The following is a 16417-nucleotide window of genomic DNA, read 5'->3' as shown; positions in this document are numbered from 1 at the left end:
GCAGGCCAATGCGAAACGGTATCCGCTTTCTCGACAACGTTCCCATCGACGGGCCGATCCCCCTGATGGTCGAACAAGCTCAAGCCGCTGTACGGCGCAATACCACCCGACGAGCTGAGGTTACCGGTGAAGGACGCCTCGATCTATGGGAGTACCCCGACGAGGCGGTACGGGAGACCGTGGTGAACGCTCTTCTGCACCGGGACTATCACCCCTCCGCCCATGGAACCCAAGTAAGGGTCGAGCTCTATCCTGATCGGCTCGAGGTTGTGAATCCTGGAGGACTCCACGGCCAGATTAACCGCGACCTCCTCTTCGCCAAACCGGTCTCCTCATCTCGCAACTCTCGACTGGCCAAGCTGCTTGAAGACATCGAGATTCCCCACACCAATCGAGCGGTATGCGAAAACCGAGGGTCGGGGCTGCTGGCCGTTGCCGCTTCCCTATATGAGGCAGGACTCGACTTACCGGTCCTCGAAGACCGAATCAACGACTGTTCCGTGACCATTCGAGGCCGCGCCTACCTCGCCGAGAACGAGGCCGCGGCTTCGCCCGGCCCGCTCTGGCCCATTCCATCCCGGCACAGCGATGAACCCTCGACCACCCGCAGCAAGATCGAAGAACTGCTCAGCGAGGGTCCTCTCTCGACCGGAATGCTGGCAGACAGGCTCGACGTCTCCAGACAAGCGGTGCTCAGGTGGATGCGTATCATGGAGGAAGAGGGAGAAGTAGAGCCGACAGAAATCGTACGGCGAAGCCCGCGAAACCGCTGGCGGCTCGTGGTCTCAGATCCGACGGCATCCTAAGACCGACAGGGGCACGCGCCAGTGGCCCCCCAATTTGAGGTGGCTCAGCAGCCCATGGGCTGGAGTTCGTCTTCTAGGCCTTCTTCTTCTCGTACCAGGTTCCAGCCGAAGCGCTCGGCTAGGGCTTCGCGGCCTTCGTCGGGGCCGCTGGCGATGATCTCGTCGCCGGCATAGAGCACGGCGCTGCCCCGGGGGCGATACATGTAGCGCCCGGCCCGGCGGATGGCCAGCACGGTGAAGCCGGGCTCGATGTTGAGGGCCAGTTGCTTCAGCGAGGTGCCGTCGGCGCCGCTGCCCGACGCCACCGGGAGGTCAACTACCACCTCGTCGGAGTCGCCGAGGGCGATCTCCAAAATGGGATGGACCTCCTCGCCCTGTTCCACCAGCGAGATCATCTGGCGGGCCTGATCGCCGATGTCCTCGGCGGCTTGGCCCAGATGCAGCAATCCCCGCAGCGGCGCGGGGTCGATGTTGTTGGCCGCGGCCCGCAGCACCCATAGCTCAAGCTGGTGGTTCATCTCATCGAGGCGGCCCTCCAACAGCCGCACCTGGGCGGCCAGGCCCCGGTCGTTGAGCACCAGCGCCGAGTAGGCAAGCCCCACCGCGGCCTCCGAGAGGTCCTTCATCTCCACCAGCACGTCCACCGCCCGATCCAGATCGGAGATCCACGGATCCTCAGGGGCCATCGGCTCCTCCCACATGGGTGCGGCGGCCAGTTGGTGCAGCCTCATGATCCCCGCGGGCGAACCCCGCAGAAACAGCACATCTCCGGGCATCATGAGCTGGTCGCCGCCCACGTCGGTGATCCAGCTGCGGTCCCGGCGTATGGCCATGACCCGCATCCCGGCCACCACGGGCAGCTCCAGGTCGCCGAGGGGGCGGCGCACCATGTGGGATCCCTCGTGTACCACCAAGCGGTGGGAAATCTCCTCGGCGCTGGTCATGTCGGCCACCAGCTCAGCGGGGATTCCCAGGCGGCGGGTCACGATCCGGGAGATGTCCACCGCGTCGTTGGCGATCCGCTCGATGGCGCTGATCACCTGGAGCACCGACGACATGCCGTCGGCCTCACGGGGGTGGCGAACGGCCAAGATGCACACCGCCCGCATGCCCTGCACCAACTCGGTCATCTCGATCTCGAGCTCGTCTACTTCGGTGGCCATGTCCGGGTCGCCGAAGTACAGGGCGGCATAGGCCAGATCCACCATCAGCTCGGAGAGATCCTTGGCCTCGGCGAGCATGGCCCGAAGATTGCGGGGTTTATCGTCCATTGTGAACTCCCTTCAAACTAGTGGTGTGTTGTGGGCAATTCACCCTGCCCCTATCGCCTCGATGGCGAACACCAGGGTGAGGGCCCCTACCAGATCGAGCACCGCGGTCACCGTCGGAATGCCAACCGAATCGGGGTCGACCCCGAAGCGGACCGCGGCGATGGTTCCGTAGTAGGCCATGGCCACCACCACGACCAAGGCCAAGACGCCCCCGACCAGCGCCACCCCCACCAGTCGGCCCAACCCCGGCCCTGCCAAGTCCACCACAGATCCCGCTCCATGGGAGACCAGGGCCAAAAAAGCGAACACCGGCAGCGCCAACCCCACCGTCACCCCCACATCGCTGCGGGCCCGCCGCTGGGGCACAATCGAGGGGCCGATCAAGCCCAGGTGCAGTTTGCTCGACAGCCGATTGGCCAAGATGCCCCCCAACGCGCCGGCGGTGGCCAAAAAGCCTGGTATCAGCACCAACAGCACGGGGCGGTCGGAGAACACGTCGAACCGGTTCTCCACGGTGACCCCGGCCATGAGCGACAAGAACCCGGCCAGCACCAACACCGGCATCGACTCTCGCAGCACGGTGCGCAACAGCGGGGCCTGCGACCGGACGGCGGCCACCAGCGACCCCACGGTGGCTGCGGCCACCACTGCGGCCACCACCGGGGTCACCACGTCGTGGCGCACCAGATAGGACGCCAAGATGAGTGCGGGCAGGGCCAGCACGTCGCCCGCTGCGGTCACCATGGGGGCGGTCACGTTGTCGGGATCGAGACCCCAGCGAACCGACGCGGTGGCCATGCCCAGCGTCACCAGCATCACGAAGACCGAGGCCAGCGTGCCTCCCACCACCGAGATGACCACGTAGTCGGCCACGCCGATGGCGTTGTCCACCCCGAGATTCGACGCCGCCGCCGAGGCCAGCAAAGCCAGCACCAGCGACAGCACGAGGGTAAGCACCATCGATGCCCACACATTTTGGCCCACCACGCTGGACGACCGCAGCGACAGGCGGAACGTGCCGGTGTGGATGGCGGTGCCCAGCCGGCTGCCCAGCGCCCCGAAGATCTTCCCCGGCAAAGCGATGGCCGCCGGCACCAGCAGCAAGAGTCCGGGCAGCTCGGCCAGTCGCTCGTGGCTTCGGCCCAGCACCACGCCGGCGACCACGCTGGTCACCGCCAGAATGCACAACGCCCCCAACGACTGGCGTACGCCGCGGGGATCGGGGCCGAGCAGCCACACCCGGGGCAGGCGCAGCTGTGGATGGCGAACGCCGGCGAAGCCGAAGAGCTTCATGACCAGGCCCGGCGCGGTGACACTTCTGTGACAGAGGGAGTACCGCGCCGCATTTCCCGGTACCCCACCCCCGCTATCCCGCCGCGGCCTGGCCCAGCTGGCGCAGACGGGCCTGGCAGTGGTCCCAGGCCTCCCGCAGGATGTCGGCCACCGGGCGCACCTCGTCGATGCGGCCCATCACCTGGCCCCCGAAGGGGACGGCCACGTCCATCTGCCCGCCGAAGTACTGGTCCATAAGCCGGTCGAGGCCAGGCATCTGCACCTGGTCGTGGTGCTCCATCTCGGCGGTGAGCTCAGTGCGCAGCGCCCGCATGCCGGGACGGCCGAACCGGTTCAACAAAACGGTGTCGGTCTCAGCCGCGTCCACCACCGCCTGCTTCCAGTTGTCGTGTACCGGCGACTCGGCCGACGACAGCATCCGGGTGCCCATCTGCACCCCGTCGGCCCCCAGGGCCAGCGCCGCGGCCATCGACACGCCGTCGCAGATCCCGCCCGCGGCAATCACCGGCACATCAACAGCAGCGACGACCAGCGGGGTCAGCACCATGGTGGACGATCCGTGGGGGTTCTTGAAGCCGCCGCCCTCCACCCCTTCGACGATGAGGCCGTCCACCCCGGCGTCCACTGCCTTGAGGGCCCCCCGCAAGGTGGGCACCACATGGAAAACAGTGACCCCAGCGTCTTTCAGCATCGCGGTGAACCGGTTGGGGTCGCCCGCCGATGTGGTCACGAACCCCACCTCATGTTCGATCACGAAATCGATCACCGTGGCGTCGGGCACCAGCAGTTGGGCGATGTTCACCCCCCACGGCCGGTCGGTGAGGTCGCGCATCTTGGCGACATCCACCTTGATGTCGTCAAGCTGCCCCGAAGAGGTCTCGACAATGCCCATGGCGCCGGCGTTGGAAACGGCGGAGGCAAGCTGGGCTCGGGCGATGTAGCCCATAGGGGCCTGCACGACGGGGATGTCGATGCCCAACAGCTCGGTAATCCGGGTTCTCATGGCGCCAGCATCACCGCCAGGCACTCCTGGTGCGAAATCCGAATGCGGGCCGGGCAAAGTCGTCGGCCACCCAGACAGTGGATTCGGCGCGCCCGGTGCGAGCCCTGGCCCAAAATCCTGGGCAGCGAGCCCGTCGGCGTCATCTCCGGCGTTCCTGGCCCAGGCCGCGGCGGCGCATGATCTCCCGCAGAACCGGGGGCATCGGACGGCGTAGCGGACGATGGAAAAGGGGCAGGCGGTGATAGGGCGACGGCCGGTCGCTGCTCCACTTGCCCGGGGGTGCCGAGGTGATCGAGGCCAGTCCCACCAGGCAGGTGTCGTAGTTCACCCGCCAACCGGCATAGTCGCGCCACGCCTGCTCCCGGTCGGCCACCACCGGAACTCCGGCCCGCTGAAGGGTTTCATAGGTTTCGTGGAACTCGTGGCGGCGCACGGTTATGGGCGCGGTGGGATCGGGATCGGGGTCGTAGTCGATGGCAAAGAAGTCGGCGATGTTGCGCAGCGCCACATAACCGGCCCGGATCATGAACGGCGCCGAGGGCGAATGGGGCACCGCCACCGTCGACAACATGATGGCGGCGGCGTCCAGCACCGCGCCCGCCGCGGTCACCCACGACCGGTCGGGGCGCACCGAGCGGAAATAGGCCAAAGCTGGGTATGTCTGATGGGTCTCTTCGAGCTGAACGAACCAGTGCTCCCACTCGGTCCACGCCTCGCCGGCCGACTCAAGGGCGCCGTTCTCATGGGCCAAGACGATCATGGCCTCGGGAGTCGGAGGGGTTCCCGCCCTGATCTCCAGGCGGCCCACTGCCACTTCCCGGGCGCTGAACGCGCTGTACATAGTGGGCAAGTAGCTGATCAACAGCGCCACGATGCCCAAGCCGATGAGCGCCTCGCACACCGCTAGCAGCAGGCTGAACAGGTCTTGCGTCTCCCGAAAGCCCAAGGTGGTGAGAGACGAGCCGCTCAGCACCAAAGCGGCCTGGTAGGGACGCACATTCAGCGACCAGAACATCAATGAGAACCCGTAGGTGACGCCCGAAGCCCATACCAAGGGCAGCATCATGAGGGTGGTCGGAGCGTAGAGGGCCAGCAGCGCGTCGCGGGCCTCGTACGGCTTGCGGCGCCGGGCCAGGGCCGAGAACAGCAACCCCATGCCCGAGTACAAAAAGCGCATCAGCAGGCTGCGCTCGGCTCGGGGCACCACCACCGTTTGAACTGCGGCCATGAGCGTGCCAATAGCGATCAGCGCGCCAATGGCGAACACAAACCCCTCGGACACGCTCATAGTGGCCACAGATTACGGGAAAGCCGCCGCCGGCGAGCCCAACCAAGAAATACCGCTCGCACCAGCAGCCAAGCCCGGGTCCCGTGATGATGGCTACCGCTACTGTTCAGCCATGGCGAGAATCCAGATCGGCCCCGAGCTCACCAACGATGCCCCGGTGGGAACCGCTATCGGAGCAGTCCCGCCTCGGCGGACTCCCGTCGAGGTGCCCGCCCATCGGTATATCTCTCCCGAGTGGGCCGAGTTGGAGACGGCCCATGTGTGGCCCAAGGCCTGGCAGCTGGCCTGCACGGTCGACCATGTACCAGCGCCGGGCGATTGGTTCGAGTACTCGGTGGGCAATTTGTCGGTGCTGGTGGTGCGGGGCGACGACGGGGTGCTGCGGGGGTTCCAAAACGTGTGCCGCCACCGGGGCAACGTGCTGTGTACCGGTTCGGGGTCGGGACTGACCGAGCTGCGCTGCATCTACCACCGCTGGAGCTGGACGCTCGACGGAAAGCTGCGCGAGGTGCCGTCGCGCCGGGGCTTCGGGGCGTTGCGCAACGACGACTACCCGCTGTTCCCGGTACAGGTGGGCACCTGGGGGCCGCTGGTGTTCGTGAATCTGGACCTCGACGCCGAGCCCCTCGACGAGTACCTGGAGGCCATTCCCGGCCTCCTGGAGTGGGCTCGCCTCGACGAGTACGCCTGCGCGTATGACCTCACCGTGCCGCTGCCGTGCAACTGGAAGACCCTCATCGAGGCGTTCAGCGAGACCTACCACGTGCAGGGCATCCACCGGGAGATGCTGCCCAGCTGCGACGACGTCAACTCTGTTAACCGGCTCTACGGCCGACACGGGTCACTGCACCAGCCCTACGGAGTGCCCAGCCCCCGGCTGCGCAACGGAGCCACCGACCAGGAGATATGGGAGTCGATCATCGTTACCCAGGGCGCCCGCTACGGCCAAAACTCCGAGAATCCCGGACCGTGCCCGCCGACTCCCGACGGCGGAAGCGTGCGCGACGTGCTGGAGGAGATGGTGCGGGCCCAGACCACGCAGAAGGGCCTCGATCTGGGCAGCTTCGACCAGTCGCAGATGCTGGACCTGTTCCAGTTCAACCTGTTCCCCAACATCACGGTGATCGTGATGTGCGACTCCATCACCGTGCTGCGGTCCCGCCCCGGCGACACCCCCGACGACGCCTTCATGGACTTGCTTCACCTCGACCGCCGCCCCCCGGGCACCGAGCGAACCCAGCCCGTGCAGGCCACGATCCCCGCCGAGGAGGCATCAATGAACCTGGTGTTCGACCAGGACCTCTCCAACCTCCAACGAGCCCAACGCGGCCTGCACCAACCAGGGTTAGATCACATCGTGTTGAGCCGCGAGGAGATGCGGATCATCAACCTCCACTACAACCTCGAAGAGTTCATCGGCATCAGCGAGCTGTCTGACGAGGCCGTAGCCGAAATCGAAGCCCTCAGGGCTCAGCCCGCAGCCATCGGCCCCATGGTCAGCCAATAGAGATACTCGGTTTAACCGAGTATTGGATACTCGATTGAATAGAGTATCCAATACTCGACTTAATAGAGTATACTGGCAAGGTGGATCGAAGCCCGTTCCCCTACCATGGCCCGCTGCAAGCCGATCAGGTTTCTGGACGAGAAGCCTTGGTTGTCGACATTGCCCAACGCATCACAGATCGTCGACTTACTGCATTGGTCGGACCCCGCCGCTATGGCAAGACCAGCTTGTTGAAGCGGGTTGCCGCCGACCTTCAAGCAGTCGGCCCTCAGCCGGTGTGGATCGATCTCTATCAGCTGACATCCATGGCCGACTTGGCCAGCGCGGTAGACCGCGGTCTCGCCACCGTTGTTGGGCCAGTGCGCCAGGTGCTCGACTCCATCGCCAGCGGCATGTCGTTGAAGATCGGCATGTTGGGCATTGAGCTTTCGCGGCGGCACCGCCGAGAATCCGATCCTGGGCTGTCATTGCGATCTCTCCTTGAAGCGCTGGTGGACACAAGCCAGCGCCATGACATATTCATAGTGTTCGACGAGTTCTCCGGCATCGCCGGAGTGGAAGGCGGCGCGGGGGTGCTGAGGACCGAACTGCAACATCATTTCCAGTCGATGGGCATCGTGTTCGCTGGTTCAGAACCCTCCGTTATGCGGACACTGTTCAGCGATCAGACGCAGCCCTTTTTCGCCCAAGCCGATCTCGTGGAGGTCGGCCCGCTGGCCGATGACGCACTATTCCGCATCGTTGAAGACGGGTTCGACCGCACCGGTCGGAGTACCGGCGGCGTGACCAGCCGCATCGTGGACTTTGCCAAAGGGCATCCCCAGCGGGCAATGCAACTCTCCGACGCCGTTTGGAGGCTCGTTGATCCAGGTGGTACCGCCGACTCGCAGACCTGGGGGCGAGCCCTTGCCAATGTGCGCGCCAACGTGGACACGGGATCAGAGCGCATCTTCGGATTGCTTCCGACAGGGCACCAGAAGACCCTCAGGGCAGTGGCTTCAGCCGGGAGCATTTATGGCCGCCATGCCCAACTGCTCTACCTGTCGCCCGGAACTGCCCAAGGAGCGTCCATGGCTCTGTTGGGCAACGGCCTGCTGCGCCATCACCGAGGCCAACTCGTCGTTGTCGATCCCCTTCTCGCCGATTGGCTCCGTCGCCGTTTCCCCCTCTGAACCAACTCAGGTGTGGAGTATCTTTCGGAGCCAACTCCTTGCACGCCACGTGCGAGCGGGCAAGAACCTGTCATAGTGCCGCGGTGGTCGACGGCACCGCGACGCACCGGCCTTGCGATCAAGAACGAGCGGGCAAGAACCTGTCGTAGTGAAGGGCTAGCCTCCAGCGAGTGAATCGCCGTGAAACAGTAGAACGGGCTGCGGAGCAGTGGGCCAAGGAGCTGACCGACGAGTCCGGGCGGAACCGCCTGCTGTATTACAGGGAACTGAGGGTGGGCACGCTGAGCTTGGGCGACGCCGATCCCAGGGCACTGAAGAGCTTGTTGGGCGGCAAGAAGGTGCGGGCCCAAGAGCTGTTCCCCAATGACCACTTCGACGACGCGGTGCGGCGCATCCGGGCGGTCAACCGCAAGGCCGTGGCCAATTATGAGGAAAAGGGCATCAACACCCTGTTTTTGGGATGGGGGATGGCCACGTGGAAGCCGGCGTCGTCGAGCGCCACGCCGAACGCTCCAGTGCTCTTGTGCCCAGTGGATTTGGAGCGCACCGGCGCCGCCGAAGTCGATTTCGACCTGCGGCTGAGCGGCGACTGGACTCTCAACGAGGCATTGCTACAGCACTTGGACAACGAGTTCGACGTTGACGTGTCTGGCGAGAGCCTCATGGACCCTTATGGAGATGGGGAGCAAATCAGCGAGAAAGAGGAGCAGGCCATCTTCGCAGAGCTCAGCCGACGGGCCGAGCGGGTTCCCGGCTTCGACATAGACGAGCAAGTGGTACTGGGCAATTTCATGTTCAAGAAGATGCCAATGGTCAACGACATCAACAACAACATCGAAGCTCTGGCCCGACACAACCTGATCGCGGCGATCGCCGGCGACGAGGAGGCCGAGGAGTCGGTGCGGGCCGACCACGCCAGCACGGTGACGCCGTCTATGCCCGACCACACCCCTCCTCAGCAAGAGTTCTTGGTTCTCGACGCCGACTCTTCTCAGAACGCCGCTATCAACGCTGCTTTGGCTGGGGAGTCGTTTGTGCTCCAGGGCCCGCCGGGCACGGGCAAGAGCCAGACAATCTCCAACCTCATCGCGACCATGATGGCTCAAGGCAAAAGCGTGCTGTTCGTGGCCGAGAAGCGGGCGGCCATAGACGCGGTATCCAAGCGGCTGACCAAAGTGGGCTTAGACGGGTTTGTGATGGACCTCCACGGAGGAGTCTCCTCCCGCAAAGAGCTTGCCCGCCAGCTCGACAAATCGTTCGCAGCTATCAAACAGACCCCTCAAGTCGACCACCAAGACCTCCACCAGAAATTGGAGTTATCCCGCCAAGAGCTGTCGGGCTACGCCGAGGCGCTGCACAGCGAGCGCAAGCCATGGGGAATTTCGTATTTCGAGGTGCTGTGGCGGCTGATGCAACTAGAGGCATCAGGGTCTCAGAACGGCGACAAGCCTCAACCGCTGATGTGGATCCCGCCCCCGGCTCTGTCCGAATTGGACGAGGCAGTCGCCCAGCAGGTGCGCCGCGATATAAGAGACTGGGCCGACTGGGCCGAACCGCTCTGCTCAGGTCGCTCGCCATGGTCCGGTGCCCGAATCACCACCGACAAAGAGGCCCGGAGAGCGCTCGATGCGTGTACCCGACTGTCCTACGAGATCATTTCCGCCTGGCAAGCTCAACAGAGGGTGCTGGCAGATGATCTGGGGATCGACGATCCGGGGTCGATTTCCAGGTGGGGTGAGGTGGTTGGCGAAGTTGCTGACTTGGCGCGCGGCATTGCGAAAACCGAGTTGGCCCTTACCCTTGATGTGTTCGACCGAGACGTCAATCGGCTGGCCGAGGACATGGTCCCCGCGGCCAAGAATGTGTTCATCCGGCTGTTCAACAAGCGGTACAAGGCGGCCAAAGCAGAACTGAAGAGCCTCCAGCCTGAATCATCAACACTCGAGAGAAGAGCCGCGGCCGAAGCGGTCGACGCTGCCCGAAACCAAGCGCGTCGCTGGGCCGAACTGGGCTGTATCGGATTGCCCCGGGTCCCGGCCAACGCTGAAGAGGCAGCCGAGGCGTTCGCCGAGATGAAGAACACCATCGACGAACTAGCCCTGCTGCTGCCCGAGGGCAGGCTCGCGGCAGAGACCATCGACGGAATCTCCCAAACGATTCTAGAACTGCTCGACGATCAGCGCACACTGTTGAGTCTGCCCCGGTTGGCCGAAGTGGAACAGCGCCTACAGGTTGCCCACGTAGGACCGCTAATCGACAGGGTCGCCGACAACGCTCTTTCGCCTGCTGGCTTGGAAGCCGCCTTCGACTACTCATGGCTGAGGTCGATTCAACGGGACGTGCTGCTGGCAGGCTCCCGCTTGACGGGGTTCCAAGGATCCCGCCAGAGCCGCTACGTGAAAGAGTTCCAACAGAACGATGCTAAGCACCTAGATCAGGCACCGGCCCGAGTGGCCCGTCGCGTCGCTGAAAGCGCGGTGAAAGCGCTCAACCAGAATCCCGGCCAAAACCAGTTGATCCGCAAAGAGGCCCGGAAGAAGACCCGCCACTTGCCGCTGAGGAGTCTGTTCGAGCGAGCCCCTGAGGCGCTGACCGCGCTGCGCCCATGCTGGGCCATGTCACCGCTAGACGTGGCCCAGACCCTGCCGCCCCAACCGCTGTTCGACCTCGTGGTGTTCGATGAGGCCAGCCAGGTGATGCCCTGCGACGCCATCCCCGCACTGCTGCGGGGGCGACGGGCGATGGTAGCCGGAGACTCCCACCAACTGCCGCCCACTTCTTTCTTCGACACCACCAGTGCCGACAATGATCTCGACGAAGAGGAGGAGTCGGTGACGGATTACGAGTCGATCCTCGATGTCATGGACTCCCGGCTCAATCGGCACCCCCTCACCTGGCACTATCGCTCTCAAGACGAGCGGCTCATCGCCTACTCCAACCAGGAGATCTACGACGGCGGCCTTACCACTTTCCCCGGGGCCGATGCCGACCAGAGATTGGACTGGGTGCTGGTACCCCACCGTGAGGGTGTAGCCACCGAGAATGGCAGCAACTCTGACGAGGTGCAGCGAGTGGTGGACCTGATGATCGACCACGCCCACCAGCGGCCAGAGGAGAGCCTCGGGGTGACCGCCATGGGCTTGCACCACGCCAGCCACATCGAGGAGGCACTTCGACAGCGGATTGAAAGGGAGAACAAGCCCGAATTCGAGGAGTTCTTCAAGGAGTCGCACATGGAGCGGGCTTTCGTGAAGAACCTAGAGCGTGTGCAGGGCGATGAGCGCGATGCCATCATCTTGAGCATCGGCTACGGCAAGAACGCCGCTGGCAAGATGCAATACCGGTTCGGACCGCTGAATATGCAAGGCGGCGAGCGGCGTTTGAACGTGGCCATCACAAGAGCCCGCAAGCGGATGACTTTGGTCTCGTCTTTCGCCTTCTCCGACATGGACCCCGACAGGACAAAGTCCACTGGGGCGAACATGCTTCGGGGTTTCCTGAAGTTCGCCCAATCAGGCGGCACCGAGTTGGACGGAGCCGATGAGCGGACCCCTCTGAACCCCTTTGAGGTTGATATCGTCAATGAGCTTAGATCTGCTGGCCTCGATGTCGTGCCCCAGTATGGGTGCTCGGGCTATCGAATCGATTTCGCGGTGCGCCACCCGACCAGGACTGGCCAGTTCGCCCTGGCAGTGGAGGCCGATGGAGTCAGCTATAACTCCTCTCCCACAGCCCGAGATCGCGACCGATTGCGACAGGAGCATCTGGAACGACTCGGATGGCGGTTCTGCCGCATCTGGTCCACTGACTGGTTCAACGACCATCGTCATGAGGTGGACCGGGTATTGGCCGCCTACAAACAGGCAGTAGCTGGCATCGATTTAGGCATGGTCACACCGCCGAGGACGCTGGATTCCGCGCCTGCCCTCCAGGGCCTTGCACCCGACAGCGATCTGCCAGCCAGGGACGACAGGCCCAGAGTCCGGCGCTACCCCTCCATCAACGAATACTCACACCACGAACTCGTGCAACTGGTCAAGTGGATCAAATCTGACGGACTTCTCCGCACCGACGACGAACTATTTGAAGAACTGTTCCAAGATCTTGGCTTCGGACGTCGAGGCCAGAAAATCGTTGACGCCCTCAACGAAGCCATCGATTCGGCGGGATAACGAAGCAGGAGCGACTGCTGACAGCAAAGCACTACCAAGGCCTGACAACAAGGTTAGCCTCTTCTAACTGCCTGGCAATCCTGGGTAGAGGTCGTCCATGGTCCAGGAGATGACTTGGCGGGTGGGGTCGGCGACTTCGTGGAATGAGGGGGCGTAGCTGGCGGCGGAGACGAACCAGAAGGGCGACTGCGGGGCCAGGGCCTCTTTGGCCCAGCCGAGGCCGCTGTCGGCTAGGCGTTCGAGGGCGGCTACGTGATCCAAGTAGGTCTTGGCGTCGGCGGGGCGGGTGCGGAACTTGACTGAGCCGGTGACCATGCCTCCGTCGAGGGTGCGTCCTGCCAAGTCGATCTCCACCTCGCGGCGCAACCGGTCGCGGCCGGCCCATCTGCTCCACTCGGCCACTGGGGGCAAGCCCTGGGCAGGCCCCCAGCGCCGACAGGCTTGGCGGGCTACGTCCTCAAAGACGTGCTGGCCAACGTAGGAGGGAAATATTCCTGGCTCAATACGAACCCGCCATGCGGCCTCCGGGCCGAGCACGGCCACCGCTGACTCGGCCGGCAAACCGATTCCGTAGTGAAACCGCGTCGCGGGGTCGGCCAGGCGATAGCGGATCCCCCTCTGGGGGGAGGCCCCGAAGTTGACCTCGCGAACCAGATACGACATGTCCTCGAGCTGATCGACTACACGTTTCAATGCCGTGTCGGCCTGCTGGCCCATCGACGAGGCGACCTCCCCGACGGTGCGGGAACCCAGCCCGATACTGGCCAGCACTGCCCGATAGCGGGAGGTGTTGCGCAATCCCTCCTCCTGGTCGATCTCTGTCGCTAGACGAGAGCGGACCACACCGTGAGGCGACAGAAGGAGTTCAGCGATGTTCTCCCCCACCGAGTGGGTGTCATCCACCACGGCCAGATTGGCCGGCAGACCGCCGAACGCCGCGTAGGCGCGAACCTGGTCGCGGAGCCCATACCGGTGAACCATCTGGCCGGCGTTGTAATAGTCGAACGGTTCGAGTGGGATCACGGCATCAAGCCGGCCGTAGAGGGGAGACCCTCCGGCGGCCAAGGCCTCGAGGGTGCGCACCGCCGACCCGGAGAGCACCACTAGCAACCCCGCCGAGCGGGGCAAACCCGACTCCCACACCGCGTTCAGCTCCGAGGCGACCTCTCGCAACCCGCTCTCGCCATCGGCGAGATACTGGAACTCGTCCAACACGATGACGGTTGGCTGGGTGGGCCGCAGCCCGAACAGAGTGCGAAAGACCGTGCGCCAAGTCGGGTGATCCTCAAGGCGGATCTCTTCTCCCGACCAATGGGCTGCTTCTTCGATCAGCGCCTGGCGGTTGAACATCGGGGTGGTGGACGATGCCGAATAGTGCAGCGCTTGCTCGGACGGCCAGAGATTGGACAGCAGATATGTCTTTCCCACCCGTCGGCGGCCGCGCACCAACGCGAGAGCGGGCGTGCCCCGTTCCAGCAGAGTTTGCAGATTCTCCGCCTCCGCCTCCCGGTTGACTAGTGCCCTTGGCTCCATACTGCAACGGTACAGTCAACTATCAACTTAGTCAACTAATATATTAGTGTACTAATGCATTAGTTGACTAACATATTGATATATCACCGCGATGGCTCGCTAAAGTGCGTGTCCACCGCGGCGTTGGCGGGCGATCTCGAAGCAGAGGACGGTGGTTGCAGCGGCCACGTTGAGAGACTCGACCCCATCGGCCATGGGGATGGACACCCAGCGGTCTACTGGCGCAGTCTGATCGAGGCCGTGGGACTCGTTGCCCACCACCAGAGTGAGGGGGCCGGTAAGGTCAACTTGGTCGCAGGAGTCGCCCTGATGGGGGTCGGTGCCGAGGCGCTCCCCGACGGGTGCCGCAACAGCCAATGGGACTCGAAAGAGCGCGCCGGCGGATGCTCGCACTGTTTTGGGGTTCCAGGGGTCCACCGAGCCGGGGCTGAACACCACCGCTTGAGCGCCGGCGGCAACCGCGCTGCGCACGATGGTTCCGGCGTTGCCGGGATCGGCCACCCCCTCCAGCTCCACGACGAAGTCGCCGTCAGCCAAGGGCGCCAGATCGGGAATTCGGGCCGTGGCGGCAACGCCTTGAGGGGTGGCTACGGAGCCGATTTTGGCCAAAACGCCCTCTGCCACAGTCCACAGGGGTACGTCTACGGCAACCCCGGGATCCACGCCGGGCTCGACAAACACGTCCACCAACTCGATGCCCGCATCCGCTGCTTCGGCCAGCAGACGCGGACCGTCGATCACGAACTTGCCGGTTGCCGTGCGATCACGGCGCTTCTGGGCTAAGCGGCGTAGCTCAGCAACCCGGGAATTTCGCGAACTGATCAGCCCTACTACCCCACTGAGGCGGTCTCGGCCTTGTCGGCCGATTCTTCGGCCGCGGCTGCGGCTTCGTCGGCGGCTGCGTCGGCGGCTGCGGCTTCGGCGTCCGCTGCTGCTGGTTCGTCGGCGGCTTCGGCGGCTTCCGCGGTAGCAGTGTCGGAGTCAGGCTCGGCCCCGGCCGCGGCCCTGGCCACTCCAACCAGAGCGGTGAATGCCGCGGGATCATTCACGGCTAGCTCGGCCAGGATCTTGCGGTCGACCTCCACCTCGGCCAGCTTCAAGCCGTTGATGAAGCGGCTGTAGGAGGTGCCGTTCTGGCGGCAGGCGGCGTTGATGCGCTGGATCCACAGGCGGCGGAACTCGCCTTTGCGGGCCCGGCGATCCCGATAGGCGTACTGGCCGCTGTGCATAAGCTGTTCGTTGGCGCCCCTGAACGTGCGGCTCTTGTTGCCGTAGTACCCCTTGGCCCGCTTCAGGACCGCCTTCCGGCGCTTGCGGGCGGGTACGGCGCGCTTGACTCTGGCCATTGCGTGCTTCTCCTTGGACTCGAATCGGTCGCTTCAGGCCTAGAGGCCCAGCTGGCGCTTCACCGCGGGAGCATCAGCGGCTGACACCTGGGCCGGGCCGCGCAGCTGGCGCTTGCGCTTGGGGGACTTTTTCTCGAGGATGTGGTTCTTGTAGGCGCTGCGGCGGCGGATCTTGCCGGTGCCAGTGGTCTTGAACCGCTTGGCCGCGCCTCGGTGGGTCTTCATCTTGGGCATAGCTGTTACTCGCGCTGTAGTGAGCCTTGAAGTCACTCAATCAAGTGACCTAGATCAAATGATCCAGGCCAAATGATCTCAGATCTCAATTCAAGTTGCAGAATCGGTTGCCGCGGTCTCCTCGGCCGCAGCGCGAGCCGCCCGGGCGGCCTGCTTGCGAGACTTCTTCTTCACCGGGCCAAGCACCATGACCATGTTGCGGCCATCGAGCCGGGGATAGACCTCGACCTTGGCCACTTCCTCAACCTCCGCAGCGATGTTGTCGAGAATGCGCCGTCCCAATTCGGGATGCTGCACCTCGCGGCCCCGGAACATGATCGTTACCTTGACTTTGGAGCCTTCTTCCAGAAAACCCCGCACCTTGCGCGTCTTGGTCTCAAAGTCTCCGGGCCCGATCTTGGGCCGGTACTTCATCTCCTTGACGATGATGTTGGTGCTGTTTCGCCGGGACTCTTTGGCCCGCTGGGCGACCTCGTACTTGTACTTGCCATAGTCCATGATCCGGCACACCGGCGGGGTCGCCTTGTCAGCGACCTCCACCAGGTCCAAACCGGCATCACGGGCCATGTCCAACGCCTCGGGCAGTTGGCGAATGCCTATCTGCTGTCCATCCTGACCGACGAGCCGAACCTCATGGGCTCTGATCCGATCGTTGATCCGGGGCTCTGCATCTGCCGAAGCTATGGCCGATCACCGCTCTGCAATGCGCATGTTCCTCTCTCTCGACTATTGGGGTTGGCCCGCCGGGATTAATCTCATCCCGCTTGCGCGCCGAAGTTGCGGGGTAACAGT

The 16417-nt window shown here is 64.1% G+C and carries 12 protein-coding genes and 1 pseudogene; 4 read left to right on the top strand and 9 right to left on the bottom strand.

Features of this window, described 5'->3' with window-relative positions; genetic code table 11:
• Positions 1-8: 8 nt before the first annotated feature.
• Complete coding sequence (locus ACOGXA_RS01655; protein ID WP_419925553.1) at positions 9-806, top strand: ATP-binding protein; 798 nt, start codon at positions 9-11, stop codon at positions 804-806.
• A 44-nt stretch (positions 807-850) separates the two neighbouring features.
• On the opposite strand, the gene ACOGXA_RS01650 is transcribed toward ACOGXA_RS01655, so the two are convergent.
• The 4 genes from ACOGXA_RS01650 to ACOGXA_RS01635 form a co-directional block, all read right to left on the bottom strand.
• Complete coding sequence (locus tag ACOGXA_RS01650; RefSeq protein WP_419925552.1) at positions 851-2077, bottom strand: potassium channel family protein; 1227 nt, start codon at positions 2075-2077, stop codon at positions 851-853.
• 39 nt (positions 2078-2116) lie between these two features.
• Positions 2117-3370 carry a magnesium transporter gene (locus tag ACOGXA_RS01645; protein ID WP_419925551.1) on the bottom strand — a complete coding sequence of 418 codons (1254 nt, stop codon included), beginning with the start codon at positions 3368-3370 and terminating at the stop codon, positions 2117-2119.
• Positions 3371-3443: 73 nt separating this feature from the next.
• Positions 3444-4373 carry an NAD(P)H-dependent flavin oxidoreductase gene (locus ACOGXA_RS01640; protein WP_419925550.1) on the bottom strand — a complete coding sequence of 310 codons (930 nt, stop codon included), beginning with the start codon at positions 4371-4373 and terminating at the stop codon, positions 3444-3446.
• Between the two features lie 139 nt (positions 4374-4512).
• On the bottom strand, positions 4513-5661 hold the full coding sequence (locus ACOGXA_RS01635; protein WP_419925549.1) for a hypothetical protein: 1149 nt from the start codon (positions 5659-5661) through the stop codon (positions 4513-4515).
• Between the two features lie 112 nt (positions 5662-5773).
• Between ACOGXA_RS01635 and ACOGXA_RS01630 the strand changes: the two genes are divergently transcribed.
• From ACOGXA_RS01630 to ACOGXA_RS01620, 3 genes are all read left to right on the top strand, one after another.
• Positions 5774-7168, top strand: a complete 1395-nt coding sequence (locus ACOGXA_RS01630) for an aromatic ring-hydroxylating oxygenase subunit alpha (RefSeq protein WP_419925548.1) — start codon at positions 5774-5776, stop codon at positions 7166-7168.
• 80 nt (positions 7169-7248) lie between these two features.
• Positions 7249-8340 carry a hypothetical protein gene (locus ACOGXA_RS01625; protein WP_419925547.1) on the top strand — a complete coding sequence of 364 codons (1092 nt, stop codon included), beginning with the start codon at positions 7249-7251 and terminating at the stop codon, positions 8338-8340.
• 170 nt (positions 8341-8510) lie between these two features.
• Positions 8511-12512 carry an AAA domain-containing protein gene (locus ACOGXA_RS01620; RefSeq protein WP_419925546.1) on the top strand — a complete coding sequence of 1334 codons (4002 nt, stop codon included), beginning with the start codon at positions 8511-8513 and terminating at the stop codon, positions 12510-12512.
• 63 nt (positions 12513-12575) lie between these two features.
• Here ACOGXA_RS01620 and ACOGXA_RS01615 read toward each other — a convergent pair whose 3' ends face one another.
• The 5 genes and pseudogenes from ACOGXA_RS01615 to infC form a co-directional block, all read right to left on the bottom strand.
• A complete protein-coding gene (locus tag ACOGXA_RS01615; protein WP_419925545.1) occupies positions 12576-14045 on the bottom strand; it encodes an AAA family ATPase in 1470 nt (489 codons plus the stop codon).
• A gap of 99 nt (positions 14046-14144) precedes the next feature.
• Entirely contained in the window at positions 14145-14867 is a 723-nt protein-coding gene (locus ACOGXA_RS01610) for a TrmH family RNA methyltransferase (protein WP_419927025.1), read from the bottom strand.
• 146 nt (positions 14868-15013) lie between these two features.
• Positions 15014-15391 (bottom strand): annotated as a pseudogene (rplT, locus tag ACOGXA_RS01605) (50S ribosomal protein L20); the annotation flags it as partial.
• Positions 15392-15430: 39 nt separating this feature from the next.
• Entirely contained in the window at positions 15431-15625 is a 195-nt protein-coding gene (rpmI, locus tag ACOGXA_RS01600; protein WP_419925544.1) for a 50S ribosomal protein L35, read from the bottom strand.
• Positions 15626-15715: 90 nt separating this feature from the next.
• Positions 15716-16282: a translation initiation factor IF-3 gene (infC, locus tag ACOGXA_RS01595; protein WP_419927024.1), complete on the bottom strand. Its 567-nt coding sequence runs from the start codon at positions 16280-16282 to the stop codon at positions 15716-15718.
• Between the last annotated feature and the right edge of the window lie 135 nt (positions 16283-16417).

The organism is Candidatus Poriferisocius sp., from assembly GCF_965208475.1.
Classification (GTDB): Bacteria; Actinomycetota; Acidimicrobiia; order Acidimicrobiales; family Bin134; genus Poriferisocius.
The sequence above is the reverse complement of the archived record's forward strand: the minus strand, read 5'-3'. Positions and strand labels throughout refer to the sequence as shown.